The sequence below is a fragment of the Arthrobacter sp. Dra40 genome (assembly GCF_059091905.1).
Window position 1 is genome coordinate 1 of record NZ_JBNHHB010000049.1, and the last position, 17,466, is coordinate 17,466.

Genomic DNA, 17,466 nt, shown 5'->3' on the forward strand with positions numbered 1-17,466 from the left:
GCCCGCTTGACCGGGCCTCCGCCGTCGTTGGTTGCCGAAACATCCCTGACCTCCTTTGTGCTTCCAGCTCTGACGCTAGGTGCGCGCCCCCGGAGCGCACCCCAAGGAAAACGGGCATGTGCAAGTCGGAGGACTCAGCACCGGTGTGGAGGCGAAGTCACGCAGGAAGCGGCGGCAGTGAACATGGAAGAATAAGGGCCATGGCTGAAACTCCCCGTGTCCCCCTGGCAGAAGTCACCCCCGCAATCGCCCTTGGTCCCCTGGACGGGCGCTACCACCAGGCGGTGGCACCGCTGGTGGATTACCTCTCCGAAGCCGCGCTGAACCGCGACCGCGTGCACGTGGAGGTGGAGTGGCTGATCCACCTGGCCAGCCGGTCCGTCCTGCCCGGCACGGAACCCCTGACCGAGGAGCAGCAGGCAGCGCTGCGCAAGATCGTCACCGACTTCGACGGCAATGCCGTGCGCGAACTGGCCGAGATTGAAGCCGTCACCGTCCACGATGTGAAGGCCGTGGAGTACTTCATCGGCCGCCGCCTCGACAAGATCGGCATCGAGGACCTCACCGCCATGGTGCACTTCGGCTGCACCTCCGAGGACATCAACAACCTGTCCTATGCGGTGGGTGTCAAGGGGGCCGTGGAGCAGGTATGGCTTCCGGCCGCCCGCGCCCTGGTCGAGCAGTTCTCGGACATGGCCCGGGAGCACCGCGATGTGCCGATGCTCTCCCGTACCCACGGGCAGCCGGCAACCCCGACCACGCTCGGCAAGGAGCTGGCGGTCATCGCCCACCGCTTGCAGCGCCAGCTGGAGCGGATTGCCCGGACCGAGTACCTGGGCAAGATCAACGGAGCGACCGGAACGTATGCGGCCCATTACGCCTCCGTACCGTCGGCTGACTGGCAGGCCGTCTCCAAGTCCTTCGTTGAGGGCCTGGGCCTGACCTGGAACCCGCTGACCACGCAGATCGAGTCGCACGATTGGCAGGCGGAGCTCTACTCGGACATGGCCCGGTTCAACCGCATCCTGCACAACGCCTGCACGGACATTTGGAGCTACATCTCCATCGGCTACTTCGCGCAGATTCCGGTGGAGGGAGCCACCGGCTCGTCCACGATGCCGCACAAGGTCAACCCGATCCGCTTTGAAAACGCCGAAGCCAATCTGGAAATCTCCAATGGCCTGCTGGATACGCTGGCGGCGACGCTGGTCACTTCCCGGTGGCAGCGGGACCTCACCGACTCGTCCTCGCAGCGCAACATCGGTGTTGCCTTCGGCCACTCGCTGCTGGCCATCTCCAACGTTGCCAAGGGCCTGGACCGGCTCAGCGTGCCGGCGGACGTCCTGGCCGCCGATCTGGACCAGAACTGGGAGGTGCTCGGCGAGGCGGTCCAGATGGTGATGCGCGCCGAAGCCATCGCCGGGGTCGACGGCATGGAAAATCCCTACGAGCGGCTGAAGGAACTCACCCGCGGGCACCGCGTTGACGCCGAGCGGATGAAGGAGTTCGTCTCCGGTCTGGGGCTCTCCCCCGACGCCGAGGCCCGCCTTCTGGCCCTGACCCCGGCCAACTACAACGGCATCGCCGCCACGCTGGTGGACCACCTGCCGTAATCCCCCACAGCTTCTGCTGACGACGGCGGCCAGGTGCCTTCTGCTGGAAGGCTACCGGGCCGCCGCCGGCGTCGGAAGCATGGCATGACGGGCGAATCAGTGACCCGTCTCACCAAATTCGTCGTTTGGTCACTGGGGGGTCTAGAGTCATTAATACGCCGCGGGGTGGAGCAGTTCGGTAGCTCGCCGGGCTCATAACCCGGAGGTCGTAGGTTCAAATCCTACCCCCGCAACGAATAAAGGCCCTCTGACTAGGATTTATCCCGGTCAGAGGGCCTTTCTTTTTGATTGGATGCTGTTCGGCTCCGTTCTAGACTCTGGTCTACGGTCAGGGTGCTTGCCGCCGCCGGGGAGAGACAGTGCAAGCACTCAGCGGACCCGAACGGCAATCTGGGCCATGGCGGATTCGATTGCACCGGAGCGAGATGTCCGCCGGGTTTGGCGCAGGTTTTTCTTGACCGCTTTCCTCCACCGGAACCCTTCCGTCCGGCCTCCGCAGGATCGGCGCAGTATTACTGCCGAAACTGCCGCTGCTGGCAACCCCACACCCCTACCAAGACCCGCCGTGACAAGGTGGGCTTATCGGCGCACCCTCAATTGGGCTGTATAACACTGGGGGCTGGCTAGCGCTGCGTGAACATCTGCCACTCCCGCCCTAGTCAGGCCGGGGGCTCACGGGATTAGACCTCAAGGACCCGTGGCACCCCGGGGGTGAGCCATTCAAGGCGGTCAGTCAGGCCTGCTTCGGCAAATGAAGACGCGATCTCATCTTCCGTTTCAGTGAAGTGTTCCCAAGAGGAGAAATGGATCGGCACTACGGTGTCTGCGGCGAGGGCGGAAGTGAACTTGGCTGCGCTCGAGCTGTCCATACTGACCATCTGGTCCCCAAGTATGGCGAACTTTGCCGCGCCGAGGTGCAGCACTGCTACTCCGATCGAGAATAGGGCGCCGATTTGGTCAAGGTCGGTTTCGTAGGTGGTGTCGCCGGAGATGTAAAGAACCTTTTCTTCCCCGGGAACCCGGAGGATGAATCCAATGACGTCACCAACGGGGCCGTGATGGGCAGGCGTCGCTATGATGATCACGGATTTCTCTCCCACGGCGACCGTGTGACTGGCCCAAGGCGCCACGCCAACTGCTAGGCCACCCAGCCGTCCCGCACCGCTCTGGGTGGTCAAGACGGGTTTCCCCTCCAGCAATCTCCTGCCGGCCTCATCGAGATTGTCCGGGTGTTCGTCGTGACTGAGCAGCACGGCATCGATTGGTGGAAGTTCGCTAGCGGAAATGGCCGGTTTGTTGGTGCTCCGCAGGACCACGGGCCCGAACACGTAATCAGCAGGGGCGGGATCGAACACCGGATCGGTGAGAAACCTGAGGCCACCGAGTTCGACAAGCATCGTTGCGGTGCCGATATGCGTCAGGGTTGTCTGCATGGGTCGTCCTTAGAATCTTGAGTATCAACGGGCCGACCTTTGGCAGCCTCGCCCAGGTCTGCCAATGCGGGAATCCTGAAGGGGCCGATACGCAGCCGGTAACTATACGAACGATCGTACACTATGATTGTTTCGAGCTTACGAAGAGAGGTAAATATGGATGGCAGAGCGGCCAGAGGCCTGAAATCGAGACAAACCGTTTTAGAGGCAGCTGTGAACATGGCCTCGGTTGAAGGGCTTTCAGGCCTTTCGATCGGCAGCCTGGCATCTCGTTCAACTCTTAGCAAGAGTGGAGTAGCTGCCCTCTTCGGTTCGAAAGAGCAGCTGCAAATCGCGACGGTTGAGGCAGCGAGACAAGTTTTCATCGCGGCGGTCGTAGCTCCCGCCCTCAAGGCCGCACCCGGGCTGGAAAGACTTCGCGCCCTTCTTGACGCTTGGCTTTCCTACAGCCGCGACAGGGTCTTTGTCGGCGGATGTTTTTTTGCGGCCGCCAGCACGGAGTTCGACTCCAAATCTGGTCCGGTAAGGGAAGCGGTGGCGGAGGCGGTTCTTGAATGGCGCTCCTTGCTGGCCTCGGAAATTCAGACTGCAGCCGACATCGGGGAACTTCTTGAGGTAGACGTGAATCAACTGGTGTTCGAGACGACGGCATTTCTTGAGGCGGCCAATGCGCGTTCGCTCCTCACAGGTTCGGCCGAGTCGTACACCGCGGCAAAACGTGCGCTGATCCGGATCTATGGGGAATGGTAGTCAAAGCCGCGAACCGTCCGCCTCATCCCGAGGATGGCCGGCGGCGTGCCCTGTGCACGAAGACATTGACAATGTTCTACGGCCGCCGGGTGCCGCGGCGAGTTTGCTCGTCACCAGGGCCGCTGAAGGGCAGGAGGCTGCGCACGTCGAGCAGCTTGCCGGACTCGGGCTCGATGCGGGGCACGTCGGGAACTTTGACTCTGCCAAGCCATAACTCGGCCGACGGCGAGGCGCCGATGAATTCATCAACGGCTGCCGGCCGCTAACCCGAAGGGTCCGCGCGACATCTGTACTGCTCCTGCGCGCAGACTTATATGATCAGCCATATAGACCGTTCGGCGGCTACAACCCCATGGACGTGGCCCCGCCGCTGAACATCTCCACCCGAGCAGGTCTGGCCATCCTGGAGGGAGCGCCGGAACTGGCGGGCGCGCACGTTCAGGGCTGAGGGGCGCCGCGGACGCGAGGAGTCCGGCCGAGCGGAGCCCCTGTGCCGGACAAACCCGACCCCCGGAGCTGCCACGAAGCTGCGCGCCTACCCGCCCTGGTTCGCCTTTCGCTCGCGTTCCTCGTAGGCCTCGTCGCCGGGGCCGGCGAACGCCTGGTTGCGCTCGATGGCGTCGATGGAGCCGGTGAACAGCTGAGAGTCGCCCGCGCCGGTCATCGCCGCGGCCGCGGGACGCCGGCGGCCAGCGACGGAGGTCTCGCCGCTACTCACCGGGCCGACGGCTTCCCACCGCTGCCGGGGCAGCGCCTGCGGGTATTCGCGCTGCAGGAAGGTAACCATAGATTCCCGCACGAGGCAGCGAAGGTCGAACAGTGTGCCGCTGTCCACGGCACTGACCAGGATGCGCACGCGGACCAGCGAGTTGACGGCGTCGGTGACCTGCAGGATGGCGGTGCGTCCGTCCCAGATCTCGGCCGCCTCCACCACGGCCTTGAGGTGCTCGCGCAGCTCGTCCAGGGGAACCCGCCAGTCTACGTCCAGCTCCACCGTTCCCAGCAGGGCTGCGGTCCGGCGGGTCCAGTTCTCGAAGGGCGTGCTGGTGAAGTAGGTGGAGGGCAGGATCAGCCGCCGGTCATCCCAAATGTGGACCACCACATAGGTCATCGTGATCTCCTCCACCGTGCCCCATTGGTTCTCGACCACCACGACGTCATCCACCCGGATGGCATCCGTGAAGGCCAGCTGCATGCCGGCAAAGACGTTGGTCAGGGAGCTCTGCACCGCGAGGCCGGCGACCACGGACAGGACGCCGGCGGAGGCCAGGATACCGGCACCAAGGGCTCGGACCTGGGGAATGGTCAACAGCACGCACGCGACCGCGATCGTCACGATCAGCGCCACTGCCACACGGCGCCCCAGGATCACCTGAGTCTTGAGCCGGCGCAGCCGGCGGTTGTCCTTGGTGTCCGTGCGGTACTTGGCCAGGATGGCCGCCTCAATGACCAGGAGTACGACGACGGCGAACCAGGCCAGCGCAGCTATGAGCACCATGATCAGGACGAAGTCAACGGCGGTGAACCACGGCTCATCGGCGGAGGTAATACGCAGGCCCACCCGGATTCCGATGACAGCCAGCGCCACCCGGAAGGGGCTGCGCCCGCGGGCCGAGACATCCCGGATGTTCGGCACACGCCGGAACAGCTGGTTCACTGCAACCCGCAGGAGCGCGGTGATCACCAGTGCTGCGGCAACGGCGATCAGCACTACTGTCGCCGGCTGGATCAGGTAGAGATAATCATCCATATTTCCGATGGTGCAGATCCGGCGCGGCGCCTGTCCAGTCGGGCTGCGCGGCGCCCCGGACAGATACTGGTGCTCGAGTGCTTGGAGTTTCCTGCCCAGGACCGCGAACGCTGACCAGATGCTGTGTGAAGTACCAATTGAATGTTTGATCGGCGTAGGTTCTACGTTCAGAGCACGTTCCCGGTCTGCCCAGAAGGGCACTTGCCGGTCCATGGAGGCAGGAGACACCGGCGGCTGTAACCACGTCGAGCGACGACGGACGAGGGTGGAAAGCAGCGCATATCCCCAACAGCCCGCGCCTCACAAAAAACAGTTCGGTTAGGCGAACCGAACTGTTTTTGCTACGCTGGTTGCATGCCAGATTCTTCCAAAGACGTTGAGACCGGCGGTGAGCAGCCCACACCGGGGGTGCAGGTCCGCCACGGCTTCGCCCTGCTGCTCCAATGGGCCAGCAGGAAAAAGATCCGCCGATACGTCTTCGGCCCCGAAGCCGAGGACCTCTCGCCCACCGACACGGCACTGCTGGAATACCTGACCAGGAACGGCCCGATGCGGCTATCCGACCTGGCCGCACAGTGGGGAGTGAACAAATCCACCATGACCCCGCAAATCCGCCGCCTCGAAGCCAGGGAACTGATCGACCGCCGGCCGGATTCCGCCGACCGGCGGGCAACCCTCCTACAGACATCCGCCGCCGGAATTCAACTGCAACAGCGGATCGGCGCCGCCGGCGCGGCAGCGTTCGATGAAATACTCTCCAGCTGGTCACCGGAAGACAGGGAAATCCTCGGAACCATGCTGGTCCGCTTCGCCAACGAACTCTCCGCCGCCACGCCCCGGCTCTTCCAAAGCACCGCGGCAGCCCCCAACGACATTCCTCCAGCCAACAACCCGGAAAGACCCCCCGACCCCTAAACAACCCCTGGCCCAAGACTTCCGCGACGTCTTCGACTCCCGACGGGGCAGTCCTCTCCCACATCCATTGCCTTGCAATGGGAGATTTCTTTCTACGAAAACGGCCTCGGGGTCCGCGACCCGACGTGCCGGCGGCCAGGTGCTCTTGGGGCCGGCCGTTGCCCCGTGATCGTGCCGCGCCCCGGCCGTAATGCCGCCTGTGTCTCGTGCCCTCGAACTGCTGTCCTCGCCGGAGGGCACTGCGTGCTTTCCGCACTGCACCAAATCGCTCCCCGAAATTTCGTGAAGGTTGACTGAATGAGTGAAAGTAACGGAATACAAGAAACCGTGACGTCCAGCGACGCGCTCAGGCGCCACACCCCACTGATCGCGGCCGAAGCCCTCTTCGCACTCTCCGCACTCAGCGCGCTCATTTGCGGCGAGTCCACGGCAGCCGTCATCCCCGTCGCACTGCTACTGGCCTCGTTCCCGGTTCTGCTCGTGGAGCGGTGGGCGCGCGTTGAGATCCCCGCACGCCTACAGGGGCTGTACGCCGTGTTGCTGGTCGGTGGCCCGTACCTGGGAAGCCAACTGGGTTTCTACGCCGTATGGACACTGTGGGACACGGTCGTGCACTTCTACTCCGGATTCGTCGTCGCGCTCGGGATCGTTTTTGCGCTGGGCGTCACCGGCCGCCGCTACGGATTCTCGATGCCGCCCTGGCTCGCGGCGGTGATGATCGTCGCGTTCAGCGGTTTCGTCGCCTTGCTGTGGGAGATTGCGGAGTTCGCCTCCGATGCCGTGCTCGGCACCGCCGCCCAGATCACCAACTTCGACACCATGACGGACCTGATCGCCGGAACCGCGTCGGCGATCATCGTGGCGGCCACGCGGTTCCTCGTCCAGCACATGGGACGGCTCCCCTCCGCCGAGGTCCTGACGCAGGCCGCACTACCTCGGCAGGTACCCAATGCGCACACCCCGGCCGCGGGGCACCCTCGGAGTGCTCCGGTGACCGAAGGCGCCACACGATAAGACCCGAACCGCCGGGTCGATGACAGTGCTCGGTGCTGCCGACAGACCGGCGACCTCGGCGCCCGTGTCTGCCGTATCCGGAACCGAACTGAACGCTCTCCCGGAATTCGACACTTGGCATAGTCCTTGATCTGATGAAGATGGAAGAGCGAAAAGTTGACACGTCAACTATTCGCGATAGTGTAGATGCATATGCATGCACTGCATGTACTCGTCCTGGCGCCTGCATCGGTTAGCACTCCCGAGGGCTGCTGCATCAAGCGTCAGCGCTTGGACTTTTGCAGCGCCTCATTGAACCGGTGAGGCTAGGTGACGGGGACTATCTGTAAGGAGGAAATCGTGGTTGACAGTTTGACTCAGCACAGCGGCTCCATCGGAACCGTATCTCAGAAGGGCATCCCCGACGAGGTAGATGTAGCCATCGTCGGTTCCGGCGGTGCTGGCCTGATGGCGGCGCTCACTGCTGCCAGGGAGGGCGCAAGGGTTCTCGTTGTCGAGTCGCGGGAACTCGTCGGAGGCGCCACCGGCATCTCCGCGGGTGCCGCCTGGATCCCCAACCACGGCTTCTCGACCAAGGACCTCAAGGTCAAGGACAACCTGGACCAGGCCCGGCGCTACATCTACGGCCAGGGTCGGGACAAGGTTCTCGACCACGACCTGGTGGAGAGTTTCCTGGAAGCCGGACCCCACGTCGCCCGCTTCATCGAAGAGCACACCTCCTTCGGGTGGATCCCGACCATTTGGCCGGACTACCGCTCCGACATCGACGGCGCGTCCGTCGGCCGGGCGCTCTTCCCCGGCCCCTACTCCCCCGAGGGACTGGGGGAGGCCGCAAAGTACGTGCGGCCGGCCCTCACCACGGGCATGGCCAAGAACCCGCTCCCGTTCTGGTTGCTGGGCGGCATCGGCATCGACGACGTCTGGCTCGCGGGACCGGCACTGGTCGGCGCTCTGCTCGAGGGCAGCCTGCGCAACGGCGTGGACGTACGTGTGGAGGCGACCGCAGTCCGGCTCGTGACGGACGAGTCGGGCGTGCAGGGGATCGTCGTACGAGCCGATGGTCAAGAGCACACGGTGCGCGCCACCAAGGGAGTTCTGCTGGCCAGCGGCGGGTTCGAGAGCTCGGACGAGGTCACCACGCAGTACCTCGACGCGCCCTTCGGCGTGCAGGTCTCGCCCAAGGGCCACGACGGCATCGCAGTCCAGTTGGCCAACGAGGTCGGCGCCGACCTGACCGGGATGGAAGACGCCTGGTGGATGCCGGGCGTGCAGCTGCCCGGCGAGGAGCTGGAAGGCCAGCCTCTCAGCCGCGTGTTCCTCGGTGAGCGGGCCCTGCCGCACAGCATCATGGTCAACAGCAAGGGCGAGCGCTTCGCGAACGAGGCGCTCGCCTACGACCAGTTCGGACAGATCATGCGCGAGACCGACCCGGAGACGGGCACCATGCCCAACGCCACCGCGTGGCTGATCTTCGACCAGAACTACTGGGAGAAGTTCGGGATCTTCGGCATCACGCCGGGCGGAGAAGTGCCCGAGTACCTCCACAGCGCTGAAACATTGGCAGAGCTGGCGGCCAAGATCGGAGTCGACGAGGTGGGGCTGCTCCGCACCGTTGACCGGTTCAACCCCGAGGCCGCACGGGGACGCGACCCGCAGTTCAACCGCGGAGACACGATGTTCGACCGCTACTTCGGCGCCTACTATCCGCGGCTGGGCAAGAACTCGCCGGACGCGCGCTTCCCCGCCGCCACCGCGAAGGCCAGGGTGCTCATCGCCAAGGCCGTCGGTCCGATTGCGAGCAAGCTCGCCGGCCGGGTGGCAAAGAGGAACGACCCCGAACGCCTCCGTTCCGTGGTGGTCAAGCCCCTGGCGAAGATCATCCGGCCGGTGCTGAAGAGCCCGCGGTCAAGTGTGCTGGGGCCGGTCGACACTGCGCCCTTCTACGCGCTCAAGGTCGAGGCCAGCGCACTCGGCACCGTCGGCGGCCCGAAGACCGATGCACTCGGGCGCGCCCTGAACACCGAGGGCAAGGTCATCAAGGGCCTGTACGCCGCCGGCAACGCGGGCGGTGCCCCCACAAAGGGGTTCTATGGAGGCGCCGGCGGGACGATCTCGCTCGGACTGGTGTTCGGCTACGTGGCGGGACGCGAAGCAGCCCGCCGGCAGGAAAACGCCTGAGCATTCGTTGGTGAACTTGACGGACGAAACGGCGGTCGAGGTCACTCCGCACGGCGGACCTTCACTGCCGTGATGGGCATGCGAAAAAACACCCTTGGTCCTGACGCGTAGCCAATACCGGGTGCTCTGGCGGGGCCGCGCCTCCCGTGGGAGGTGCGGCCCCGCTTCGCTGCTTGCGTGCCGCGACTGAAAAGGAAGCTGATCAGCACTCCGAGTGCTTTGCTCTTGGCGTTACTTTGAAGAGCGGGAAAGCCCGAACCAACCCCATGACAGGTAGCTTTACCTCCGGTCTAGACTCCGTTCTAGCTGCGGGATTCTGGGGTGTAACTCCGGGCCACTACACGCTCTGGCGTGGCGATAAATAGGCCTTGACCCAGGGGGAAATTCGCTCGTTACCGGCGTGTTCTAATGGAACAGCGCACACCCCGGGCAACTACAACTGCCGCCGACTGCGGCCGCAAATCGCCCGCACGACAGGCGTCCGCACGCCGTCGTGCTTGAATCACAGGTTTTCCTGGAGCCTGCGGTGACGCCCCTCACCAAATTTGTCGTTTGGAAACTGGGGGGTCTACAGTCGGAGACGCCGCAGGGTGGAGCAGTTCGGCAGCTCGCCGGGCTCACAACCCGGAGGTCGTAGGTTCAAATCCTACCCCCGCAACCACTAGTGGGACCCTTGCCTGTTTCAGGCGGGGGTCCCACTTTTTTGGCATGAACCCCTGCAGGATGGCCGCGCACGGCGCGCGTTCTGTGGTGGGACGCGCCCGCCAGGCGGGGCGCGGCTGCGCCCGCCTTGGGCGGCGCGGGAAACGGAGTCGGGGACCGGCAAATTGGCTCCCCCACAGGTGGGCACGGACGGGCCTGGGAGGTCTACGCTGTTCTCCGCCACGGTTTTTTGGGCGACGTGCCGCTGCCGAACGGCCGGCACTCTGCCCGCGAGAGAAGGAGAATCCGATGGCTAACGCCGAAGACGAAGGTATGTCACAGAATGAGGCACTGAAACCGCTCGTCGAACGCAGTCGCTTCGGCGGGGCGGAGCGGCGCAAACCAGTCGAAGACGAAGCCAAGCGCCCGCCCATATCCAGCACGGAACTGAGCAAGGGGCCCGCCGAACTCACCGAGAACCGCGGCCCCCGGGTCAACTGGCGGGTCTTCATCATGTCGTCGGTGATCGTCCTGGCCTTCTCCGTCTGGGCCATCGTCGCCCCGGGCAGCGCGGCCGGCACGATGCACACTGTCGTCGGCTGGATCGCCACCAACCTGGGCTGGTTCTACGTCCTGACCGTTACCCTGGTCATTCTCTTCGTCCTCTGGGTGGCCCTCTCCAAGGAGGGCAGCGTTCGGCTCGGACCCGACCACTCACGGCCGCAGTACAACCTGTTCACTTGGGTTGCGATGCTCTTCGCCGCCGGTGTGGGCATCGATATGCTCTTCTACTCAGTTACCGGCCCGATCACGCAATACATGACTCCCCCCACCGCGGCCCCGGAATCTGCGGAAGCCGCGCAGGACGCAGTGGTGTGGACCATGTTCCACTACGGCGTGGCCGGCTGGTCGATGTATGCCCTGCTCGGCATGGCGATGGGCTATTTCGCCTACCGGTGGGGCATGCCGCTGTCCATCCGGGCCGCGCTCTACCCACTCCTGGGGAAGCGGGTGCGGGGTATCACCGGTGATGCCATCGACATTTTCGCCTTGGTCGGCACCGTCTTCGGCGTAGCTACGTCGATGGGCATCGGCGTCGTCCTGCTCAACGTCGGCTTCAGCTGGCTGTTCGGCCTGCCGGAGGGGCTGGCCCTGCAGATTGCCCTCGTGCTCGTGGCCGTCGTCATGACCGTCGCGGCCTGTACTTCCGGCGTGGACAAAGGGATCCGGTGGATTTCCGAACTAAACCTGTGGGCCGCCGGGGCGATGATGCTCTACATTCTGGTCACGGGAAAGACCTCGTTCCTGCTGAACGCGATGGTCGAGAACATCGGCCGCTTTATCTTCACGCTGCCCGAACGCACGCTGCAGACGCTGGCCTACCAGGAAGGCGGTTCAACCTGGATGGCAGGCTGGACGCTGTTCTTTTGGGCCTTTTGGCTGGCCTGGGGACCGTTCGTCGGCCTGTTCCTGGCACGGATTTCGCGCGGCCGGACCCTGCGGGAATTCGTGATCGCGGCCATCACCGCTCCGGTTCTGTGCGACTTCTTCATCGTCTCGATTTTCGGCAACAGCGCCATGAGCGAGGTGCTGGCCGGAAATACCGGGTTTGCGCAGGAAGCCATCAACAGCCCGGAGCACGGGTGGTATGCGTTGCTGGAGATGTTCCCGGGGGCCCCGTTCCTCATCGGCTTGGCCACCCTCTCGGGGCTGCTGTTCTACCTCACGAGTGCCAATTCGGGTGCGATGGTGATGTCGAACTTCTCCTCCATGATTCCCGACCCGGCAATGGACGGAGCCAAATGGCTGCGCATCTTCTGGGCATTGCTCACGGCGATCCTCACGGTGGCCATGCTGGTGGCCGGAGGCGTCACGACCATGGAGCACGCCACCCTGATCTTCGCCCTGCCGGTGACGATCATTGCGTATCTGGTGATGGCTTCCTTCTCGAAGGTGCTCAGGATGGAACGGGCCGAGCGCGAGGGCCAGGTGCTGCGACGGCGTACTGCTGCCGCCCACGGCGGGCAGGTGCCGGAGAAAACCTGGCGGCAGCGCTTGGCGCGCCTGCGGTCGTACCCGTCGAACAAGGCCGTGGCGCAGTTTGCCGAGCGGGTCGTGCAGCCGGCGCTGCAGGACGTCGCCAAGGAATTCACTGAACTCGGCTATGAGGCGGAGATGGTTACCACGCCGAATGCGAAGACCGGCATCGACGAGCACACTCTCGTAGTGAACATGGAGGACCACCGTAATTTCCATTACCAGGTGGCCGCGGTGGAGGCCCCTGTGCCGACCTTCGGCGGCCGCAGCATGCCGCGCGAGATCGACACGTACTATCGGCTCGAGGTGTTCACCTTGACCGGCAGCGAGGGCTATGACCTGATGGGTTTGACCCAGCAACAGGTCATCAACGATGTCCTCGACCGGTACGAGGCACACCTGGCGTTCCTCAAATACTCCAGCGAACATGCCTACGCGTCGGTCCTCACCCCCGTGGTGCCCCCGACGACCGAATCGATTCCGCATGTGCCCGTGAAGGCAGACGACGTGGAGAGACTCGACGAATCCTAGGATGGCGCACCGGCGTCCCGGTGGGCTGTTCCTCTCATCCAGGCGAGCCGTCGACACGATTCAGCTACAGTCGTTGCATGGCCACCGACGACATCTCCTTCCATACCCGCAAGTGGGTGCGTCCCGAAGACCTCAATGCCAACGGCACGTTGTTTGGCGGCAGCCTGCTGCGCTGGATCGACGAACAGGCGGCCATCTACGCCATCGTCCAACTGGGCAACGGCAAGGCAGTGACCAAGTACATGTCGGAGATCAACTTTGTCAGCTCCGCCCAGCAGGGCGATCTGATCGAGATGGGCCTGAAAGCCACGCACTTCGGCCGCACGTCCCTGACCATGCGCGCCGAAGTGCGGAACATGTTCACGCGTCAGTCCATTCTGACCATCGACAAGATCGTTTTCGTCAACCTGGGCGAGGACGGCACGCCGGCCCCGCACGGTTACACCGAGATCACTTACACCCGCGACAGAGTGCCCCGGCAACACCTGGACTCCGCACGCGACAGCACCAACTGAGGTTGAGGGTCAGGACCACAGCCGGTTGATCCCGGTTGCCCGAGCGGGGCGGCAACCCCGGAACGCGAGGCTGTTCGCTCCCCGTCTCCGATGGAACAATGACGGCCATGACCGATTTCATGCACGTCATTGCCGACGAGTCGGACCGCTTCATCGACACCCTGCGAAACAGCGACCCCATGGCGGCGGTGCCGACGTGCCCCGGGTGGCGTTCGGATGATCTTTTGTGGCACCTGACCACGGTGCACGCGTTCTGGGCAGCCATACTCCGCGACGAGGCCCGGACGGATGCCGACTCCGAACAGGTTGAGGCACAGGAACCGCAGCATCCCGGCAACCGCAGCGCCGTGCTGGGCCTGTTCGGACAGCACACAGCCGATCTTCTCGCCGAACTCCGCCAACGCCGCGACACTGATCCGGCGTGGTTTTGGCTGAAGCCGGCTAAAACAGTGGGTTCCATCCGGCGCATGCAGGCCCACGAAGCCACGATGCACCGCATTGACGCGGAGCTCACCATTGGCGGCGAGTCCGCGCGGGTCGACCCGTATCTGGCGGCGGACGGGATCGTCCATGCGGTGGAGGTGATGTGGGCTTGGTGGGGCACACTCCCGGGCTTCGAGTTCACGCCGGTGGCCGACGTGGTGGAACTGGCAGCATCTGACACTCGCTCCAGCTGGCGTCTTCAGCCCGGCCGCTGGCGAGGCGTGGGCGAATCCGGGACGTCCTACGACAAGCCGGGCGTCGTGCTCACGTCCGGCGGCACGGTGGGGGCAACTGTCAGCGGGTCCGCGGAGGCGATCTACCGCTGGCTTTGGGGCCGTGCCCCCGAACCGGAGACGGCGGGCGACCCAACCAGCCTGGCTGCGCTCCGCGAGGCACAATCCGAGGGAATGCAGTAGGCGGGCGCATCCGCCGAACGGACCGCCGCCGTCGTTGTTTGAGGGAGGCTACTCCGCTGCCGCGAGCTGGCCGCAGGCGCCGTCGATTTCCTTGCCGCGGGTGTCGCGCAGCGTGGTGGGAATGCCGGCGTCGTTGAGCCGGGCCACGAACTCCCGGGTGACGGCGGGATCAGACGAGGTCCAGATGGAACCCGGCGTCGGGTTCAGCGGGATGGGGTTAACGTGCACCCAGCCGCGGCCGCGCTTGTTGAGCTTCTTGGCCAGCAGGTCCGCACGCCAGGCGTGGTCGTTCATGTCCTTGATCAGGGCGTACTCGATGGAGACGCGGCGGCCGGTGCGCTGGTAGTAGCCGTAGGCGGCGTCGAGTGCCTCATCCACCTTCCACCGGGAATTCACCGGGATGAGTTCGTCGCGCAGCTCGTCGTCCGGGGCGTGCAGGCTAAGCGCGAACGTGAAGGGGAGGTTCTCGTCCGCCAGCTTGTTGATCGCCGGGACCAGCCCCACGGTGGAGACGGTGATGCCGCGGGCGCTCATGCCCAAGCCTTCGGGCGCTTCGTCCACCATGCGGTGCACGGCGTTCATCACGCGCTTGTAGTTGGCCAGCGGCTCGCCCATGCCCATGAACACGATGTTGGTCACGCGCTCGGCGTCGTGCCCCGCGTCCTTGCGCTTGCCGCCCAGCCCGCCCTCGGCGATGACCCGGTTCGCCTGCACAATCTGGTCCAGGATCTCCGCGGTGGACATGTTGCGGGTCAGGCCGGCCTGGCCGGTGGCGCAGAACGGGCAGTTCATGCCACAGCCGCACTGGCTGGAAACGCACAGCGTGATGCGGCCGGGGTAGCGCATCAGCACCGACTCAACCAGGGAGCCGTCGAAGAGCCGCCAGAGGAACTTGATGGTGTCGCCGTTGTCCGTGGCGAGCCGCTTGACCTCCGTGAGGAGGGTGGGAAAGAACGTCTCCGCCAGCTCAGCGCGCCGCTCCTTGGGCAGGTCGCTCATCCGCTCGGGATCGGTGGTGTAGTGCTGGAAGTAGTGCGTGGACAGCTGCTTGGCGCGGAACGCCGGCAGCCCCAGCTCCTTCATCTTGTCCTGCCGCTCGGCCAGCGTCATGTCTGCCAAGTGCACCGGCGGCTGGCTAACCCGCGGGGACTTGAACTGCAGCAGCGGCCGCCCCTCGCTGGTGACGGCCTGGTTCCAGCCCTCGGCGGCGGGACGCACCTGGGGCCGGTCGGAAGTTTTTTGGGGGGAAGAAATCTGCGAAGACATTGCCACCCATTGTCTCACAGGCAGGATATAGTTCTCCCTTCCAGCCCCGGGGCCCTTGCTGGGCGGCGCTGCGGGCCGCGGCAGGGCGCCGGACCGGCCTGCGCAGGAGGACAGAGCGTGCCGATAGTGCGGGCTCCGACGAGCCTAACGGGCGCACTCCCCTTCGCATCCTCCGGCGGCGGTGTGCCTATTCTTGACCAATGCGTATGTGGAGCCTGCACCCCCGGCTGCTCGACAAGAGGGGCCTGGTGGCCTGCTGGAGGGAAGCCCTGCTGGCGCAGAAGGTCCTGGCAGGCGAAACCAAGGGCTACCGCAATCACCCTCAGCTTCAACGCTTCCGCGCCACGGCGGACCCTATGGCAGCTATCGGCGCCTATTTGAACGGACTGCACGCGGAGGCGGCCGGCCGGGGATACACGTTCAACGCGGCTTTGATCCGGGTGCCGTCGGTGGCGCCAGAAGGTTCCGCCGCCTGCGCCCTGACCGGCCTGATCCCGGTCACCACCGGCCAACTGCAGTACGAACTGCAGCATCTGATGGCCAAGCTGGCCGTCCGGGATCCAACCCACGCTGTGGTCCTGGCGGAAGCGTCGGGACGGCAAAGCACTCCGTCTGCAGCCGCGTCCATTCCCGAGCCGCACCCGCTGTTCACCGTGGTGGAAGGACCACTGGAGGACTGGGAACGGCAGGCCTAACCCCCGGGCTCGGGCTCGCGCGGCGCGAAATTCAGCGGCTCCGGCAGTTGTTCTCCTGGAACCTGATAATCCGCTCGACGGCCGCTGCCACGGCATCCGCACCGGCGGCGAAGGACAGCCGGATGGATCGGGTGCCGTGGACGGCGTCGAAATCAGCCCCCGGAACCACGGCGACGCCCTCTTCTTCCAAGAGCGCCCGGCAGTATTCGGCAGAGTCCGCGAAACCCTCCAGCTGGCGTCCGAGGTCGGCATACAGGTAGAAGGCCCCGTCGGCCGGTGCAGCGGTTCCCCACTCCAGCCGGTCCAGGTTCTGCAGCAACACCGAACGCACCTCGGCGTAGGCGCCCACAGCTTTCTCCGACTCGGCGTAGGATTCGGCGCTGAAGGCCGCCAGTGCCGCCTGCTGGGCCGGCGCCGGTGGACACAGCGCCACGTTTCCGGCGAGCGCTTCGAACGCCGGCGCCAGATCGCCGGGCATCAGCGCCCAGCCCAGCCGCCACCCGGTCATCCCCCAGTATTTGGAGAACGACGAAATGACGACGCTGGTACGGTCCAGCTCCCAGGCGCAGGTTCCACGTGCAGCCGGTTCCGCAGGATCTGCCGGATAAGTAATCCCGTGGTAAATCTCGTCGCTCACCAGGCGGACGCCCTGGTCCGCGCACCACGCGGTGAGAGCCGCCAGCTCACCCCGCGACACCATGGTGCCGGTAGGATTCGCCGGCGAGGCCAGCACCAAACCTGCCAAGGGACCGTGAGCCCGGGTTGCGGCGGCCAGCAACTCCGGAGTGGGCTGGTAGCGCACCTCTGGCCCGCAGTCGATCTCCACGACCTCGCAGCCGAGCGCGCGCAGAATGTTCCGGTAGGCCGGATAGCCCGGTCGCGCCAGAGCCACCCGGTCGCCCGCGTTGAAGGCGCTCAGAAACGCCAGCATGAACGCGCCCGACGAACCGGTCGTCACGGCCACTTCCTCCGCAGACACCTCCAGCCCGTACCAGCGCCGGTAGTGGCCGGCGATCGCCGCCCGCAGGTCGTGGATGCCCAGGGCGCTGGTGTAGGTCAGCGCGCGGCCCGAGGCATGGACCTCAGCGGCGCGCCGTGACACCGCGCGCGGGGCACCTCCCGAGGGCTCGCCCGCGCACAGCGAGATGACGTCCCGTCCGGAGGCACGCATCTGGGCGACCCGGTCCAGGATGCTCATCACCTGGAACGGCGGAACCTGGGCCCGGCC

The 17,466-nt window shown here is 65.1% G+C and carries 13 protein-coding genes and 2 tRNA genes; 11 read left to right on the forward strand and 4 right to left on the reverse strand.

Going from position 1 to position 17,466, the window contains the following annotated elements; all coding sequences use genetic code 11:
* Positions 1–200: 200 nt before the first annotated feature.
* Together purB and AC5RWT_RS18600 are read left to right on the forward strand one after the other, a co-directional pair.
* Positions 201–1,613, forward strand: coding sequence for an adenylosuccinate lyase (purB, locus tag AC5RWT_RS18595; protein WP_494081440.1), 1,413 nt, complete (start codon positions 201–203; stop codon positions 1,611–1,613).
* Positions 1,614–1,772: 159 nt separating this feature from the next.
* A tRNA-Met gene (locus tag AC5RWT_RS18600) sits at positions 1,773–1,846 on the forward strand.
* Between the two features lie 447 nt (positions 1,847–2,293).
* Here the strand turns inward: AC5RWT_RS18600 and AC5RWT_RS18605 are convergent.
* Entirely contained in the window at positions 2,294–3,046 is a 753-nt protein-coding gene (locus tag AC5RWT_RS18605) for an MBL fold metallo-hydrolase (RefSeq protein WP_494081441.1), read from the reverse strand.
* Between the two features lie 123 nt (positions 3,047–3,169).
* On the opposite strand from AC5RWT_RS18605, the gene AC5RWT_RS18610 reads away from it, so the two are divergent.
* Positions 3,170–3,796 (forward strand): TetR/AcrR family transcriptional regulator, encoded by a 627-nt coding sequence (locus AC5RWT_RS18610; protein ID WP_494081442.1) that lies wholly within the window; start codon positions 3,170–3,172, stop codon positions 3,794–3,796.
* 535 nt (positions 3,797–4,331) lie between these two features.
* On the opposite strand, the gene AC5RWT_RS18615 is transcribed toward AC5RWT_RS18610, so the two are convergent.
* Positions 4,332–5,546: a mechanosensitive ion channel family protein gene (locus tag AC5RWT_RS18615; RefSeq protein ID WP_494081443.1), complete on the reverse strand. Its 1,215-nt coding sequence runs from the start codon at positions 5,544–5,546 to the stop codon at positions 4,332–4,334.
* 354 nt (positions 5,547–5,900) lie between these two features.
* On the opposite strand from AC5RWT_RS18615, the gene AC5RWT_RS18620 reads away from it, so the two are divergent.
* From AC5RWT_RS18620 to AC5RWT_RS18650, 7 genes are all read left to right on the forward strand, one after another.
* Complete coding sequence (locus AC5RWT_RS18620; RefSeq protein WP_494081444.1) at positions 5,901–6,461, forward strand: MarR family winged helix-turn-helix transcriptional regulator; 561 nt, start codon at positions 5,901–5,903, stop codon at positions 6,459–6,461.
* Between the two features lie 297 nt (positions 6,462–6,758).
* On the forward strand, positions 6,759–7,475 hold the full coding sequence (locus tag AC5RWT_RS18625; RefSeq protein WP_494081445.1) for a DUF2238 domain-containing protein: 717 nt from the start codon (positions 6,759–6,761) through the stop codon (positions 7,473–7,475).
* Between the two features lie 339 nt (positions 7,476–7,814).
* Positions 7,815–9,653, forward strand: coding sequence for an FAD-dependent oxidoreductase (locus AC5RWT_RS18630; RefSeq protein WP_494081446.1), 1,839 nt, complete (start codon positions 7,815–7,817; stop codon positions 9,651–9,653).
* A gap of 584 nt (positions 9,654–10,237) precedes the next feature.
* Positions 10,238–10,314: transfer RNA gene (locus AC5RWT_RS18635), tRNA-Val, on the forward strand.
* A gap of 290 nt (positions 10,315–10,604) precedes the next feature.
* Positions 10,605–12,863 carry a choline BCCT transporter BetT gene (betT, locus tag AC5RWT_RS18640; RefSeq protein ID WP_494081447.1) on the forward strand — a complete coding sequence of 753 codons (2,259 nt, stop codon included), beginning with the start codon at positions 10,605–10,607 and terminating at the stop codon, positions 12,861–12,863.
* Between the two features lie 77 nt (positions 12,864–12,940).
* Positions 12,941–13,378, forward strand: coding sequence for an acyl-CoA thioesterase (locus AC5RWT_RS18645; protein WP_494081448.1), 438 nt, complete (start codon positions 12,941–12,943; stop codon positions 13,376–13,378).
* A gap of 107 nt (positions 13,379–13,485) precedes the next feature.
* Positions 13,486–14,277: a maleylpyruvate isomerase family mycothiol-dependent enzyme gene (locus AC5RWT_RS18650; protein ID WP_494081449.1), complete on the forward strand. Its 792-nt coding sequence runs from the start codon at positions 13,486–13,488 to the stop codon at positions 14,275–14,277.
* A 48-nt stretch (positions 14,278–14,325) separates the two neighbouring features.
* Here AC5RWT_RS18650 and rlmN read toward each other — a convergent pair whose 3' ends face one another.
* A complete protein-coding gene (rlmN, locus tag AC5RWT_RS18655; RefSeq protein WP_494081450.1) occupies positions 14,326–15,543 on the reverse strand; it encodes a dual-specificity RNA methyltransferase RlmN in 1,218 nt (405 codons plus the stop codon).
* A gap of 200 nt (positions 15,544–15,743) precedes the next feature.
* Between rlmN and AC5RWT_RS18660 the strand changes: the two genes are divergently transcribed.
* Positions 15,744–16,238, forward strand: coding sequence for a pyrimidine dimer DNA glycosylase/endonuclease V (locus AC5RWT_RS18660; RefSeq protein WP_494081451.1), 495 nt, complete (start codon positions 15,744–15,746; stop codon positions 16,236–16,238).
* A gap of 31 nt (positions 16,239–16,269) precedes the next feature.
* On the opposite strand, the gene AC5RWT_RS18665 is transcribed toward AC5RWT_RS18660, so the two are convergent.
* Positions 16,270–17,436 (reverse strand): aminotransferase class I/II-fold pyridoxal phosphate-dependent enzyme, encoded by a 1,167-nt coding sequence (locus AC5RWT_RS18665; protein WP_494081471.1) that lies wholly within the window; start codon positions 17,434–17,436, stop codon positions 16,270–16,272.
* Positions 17,437–17,466 lie beyond the last annotated feature (30 nt).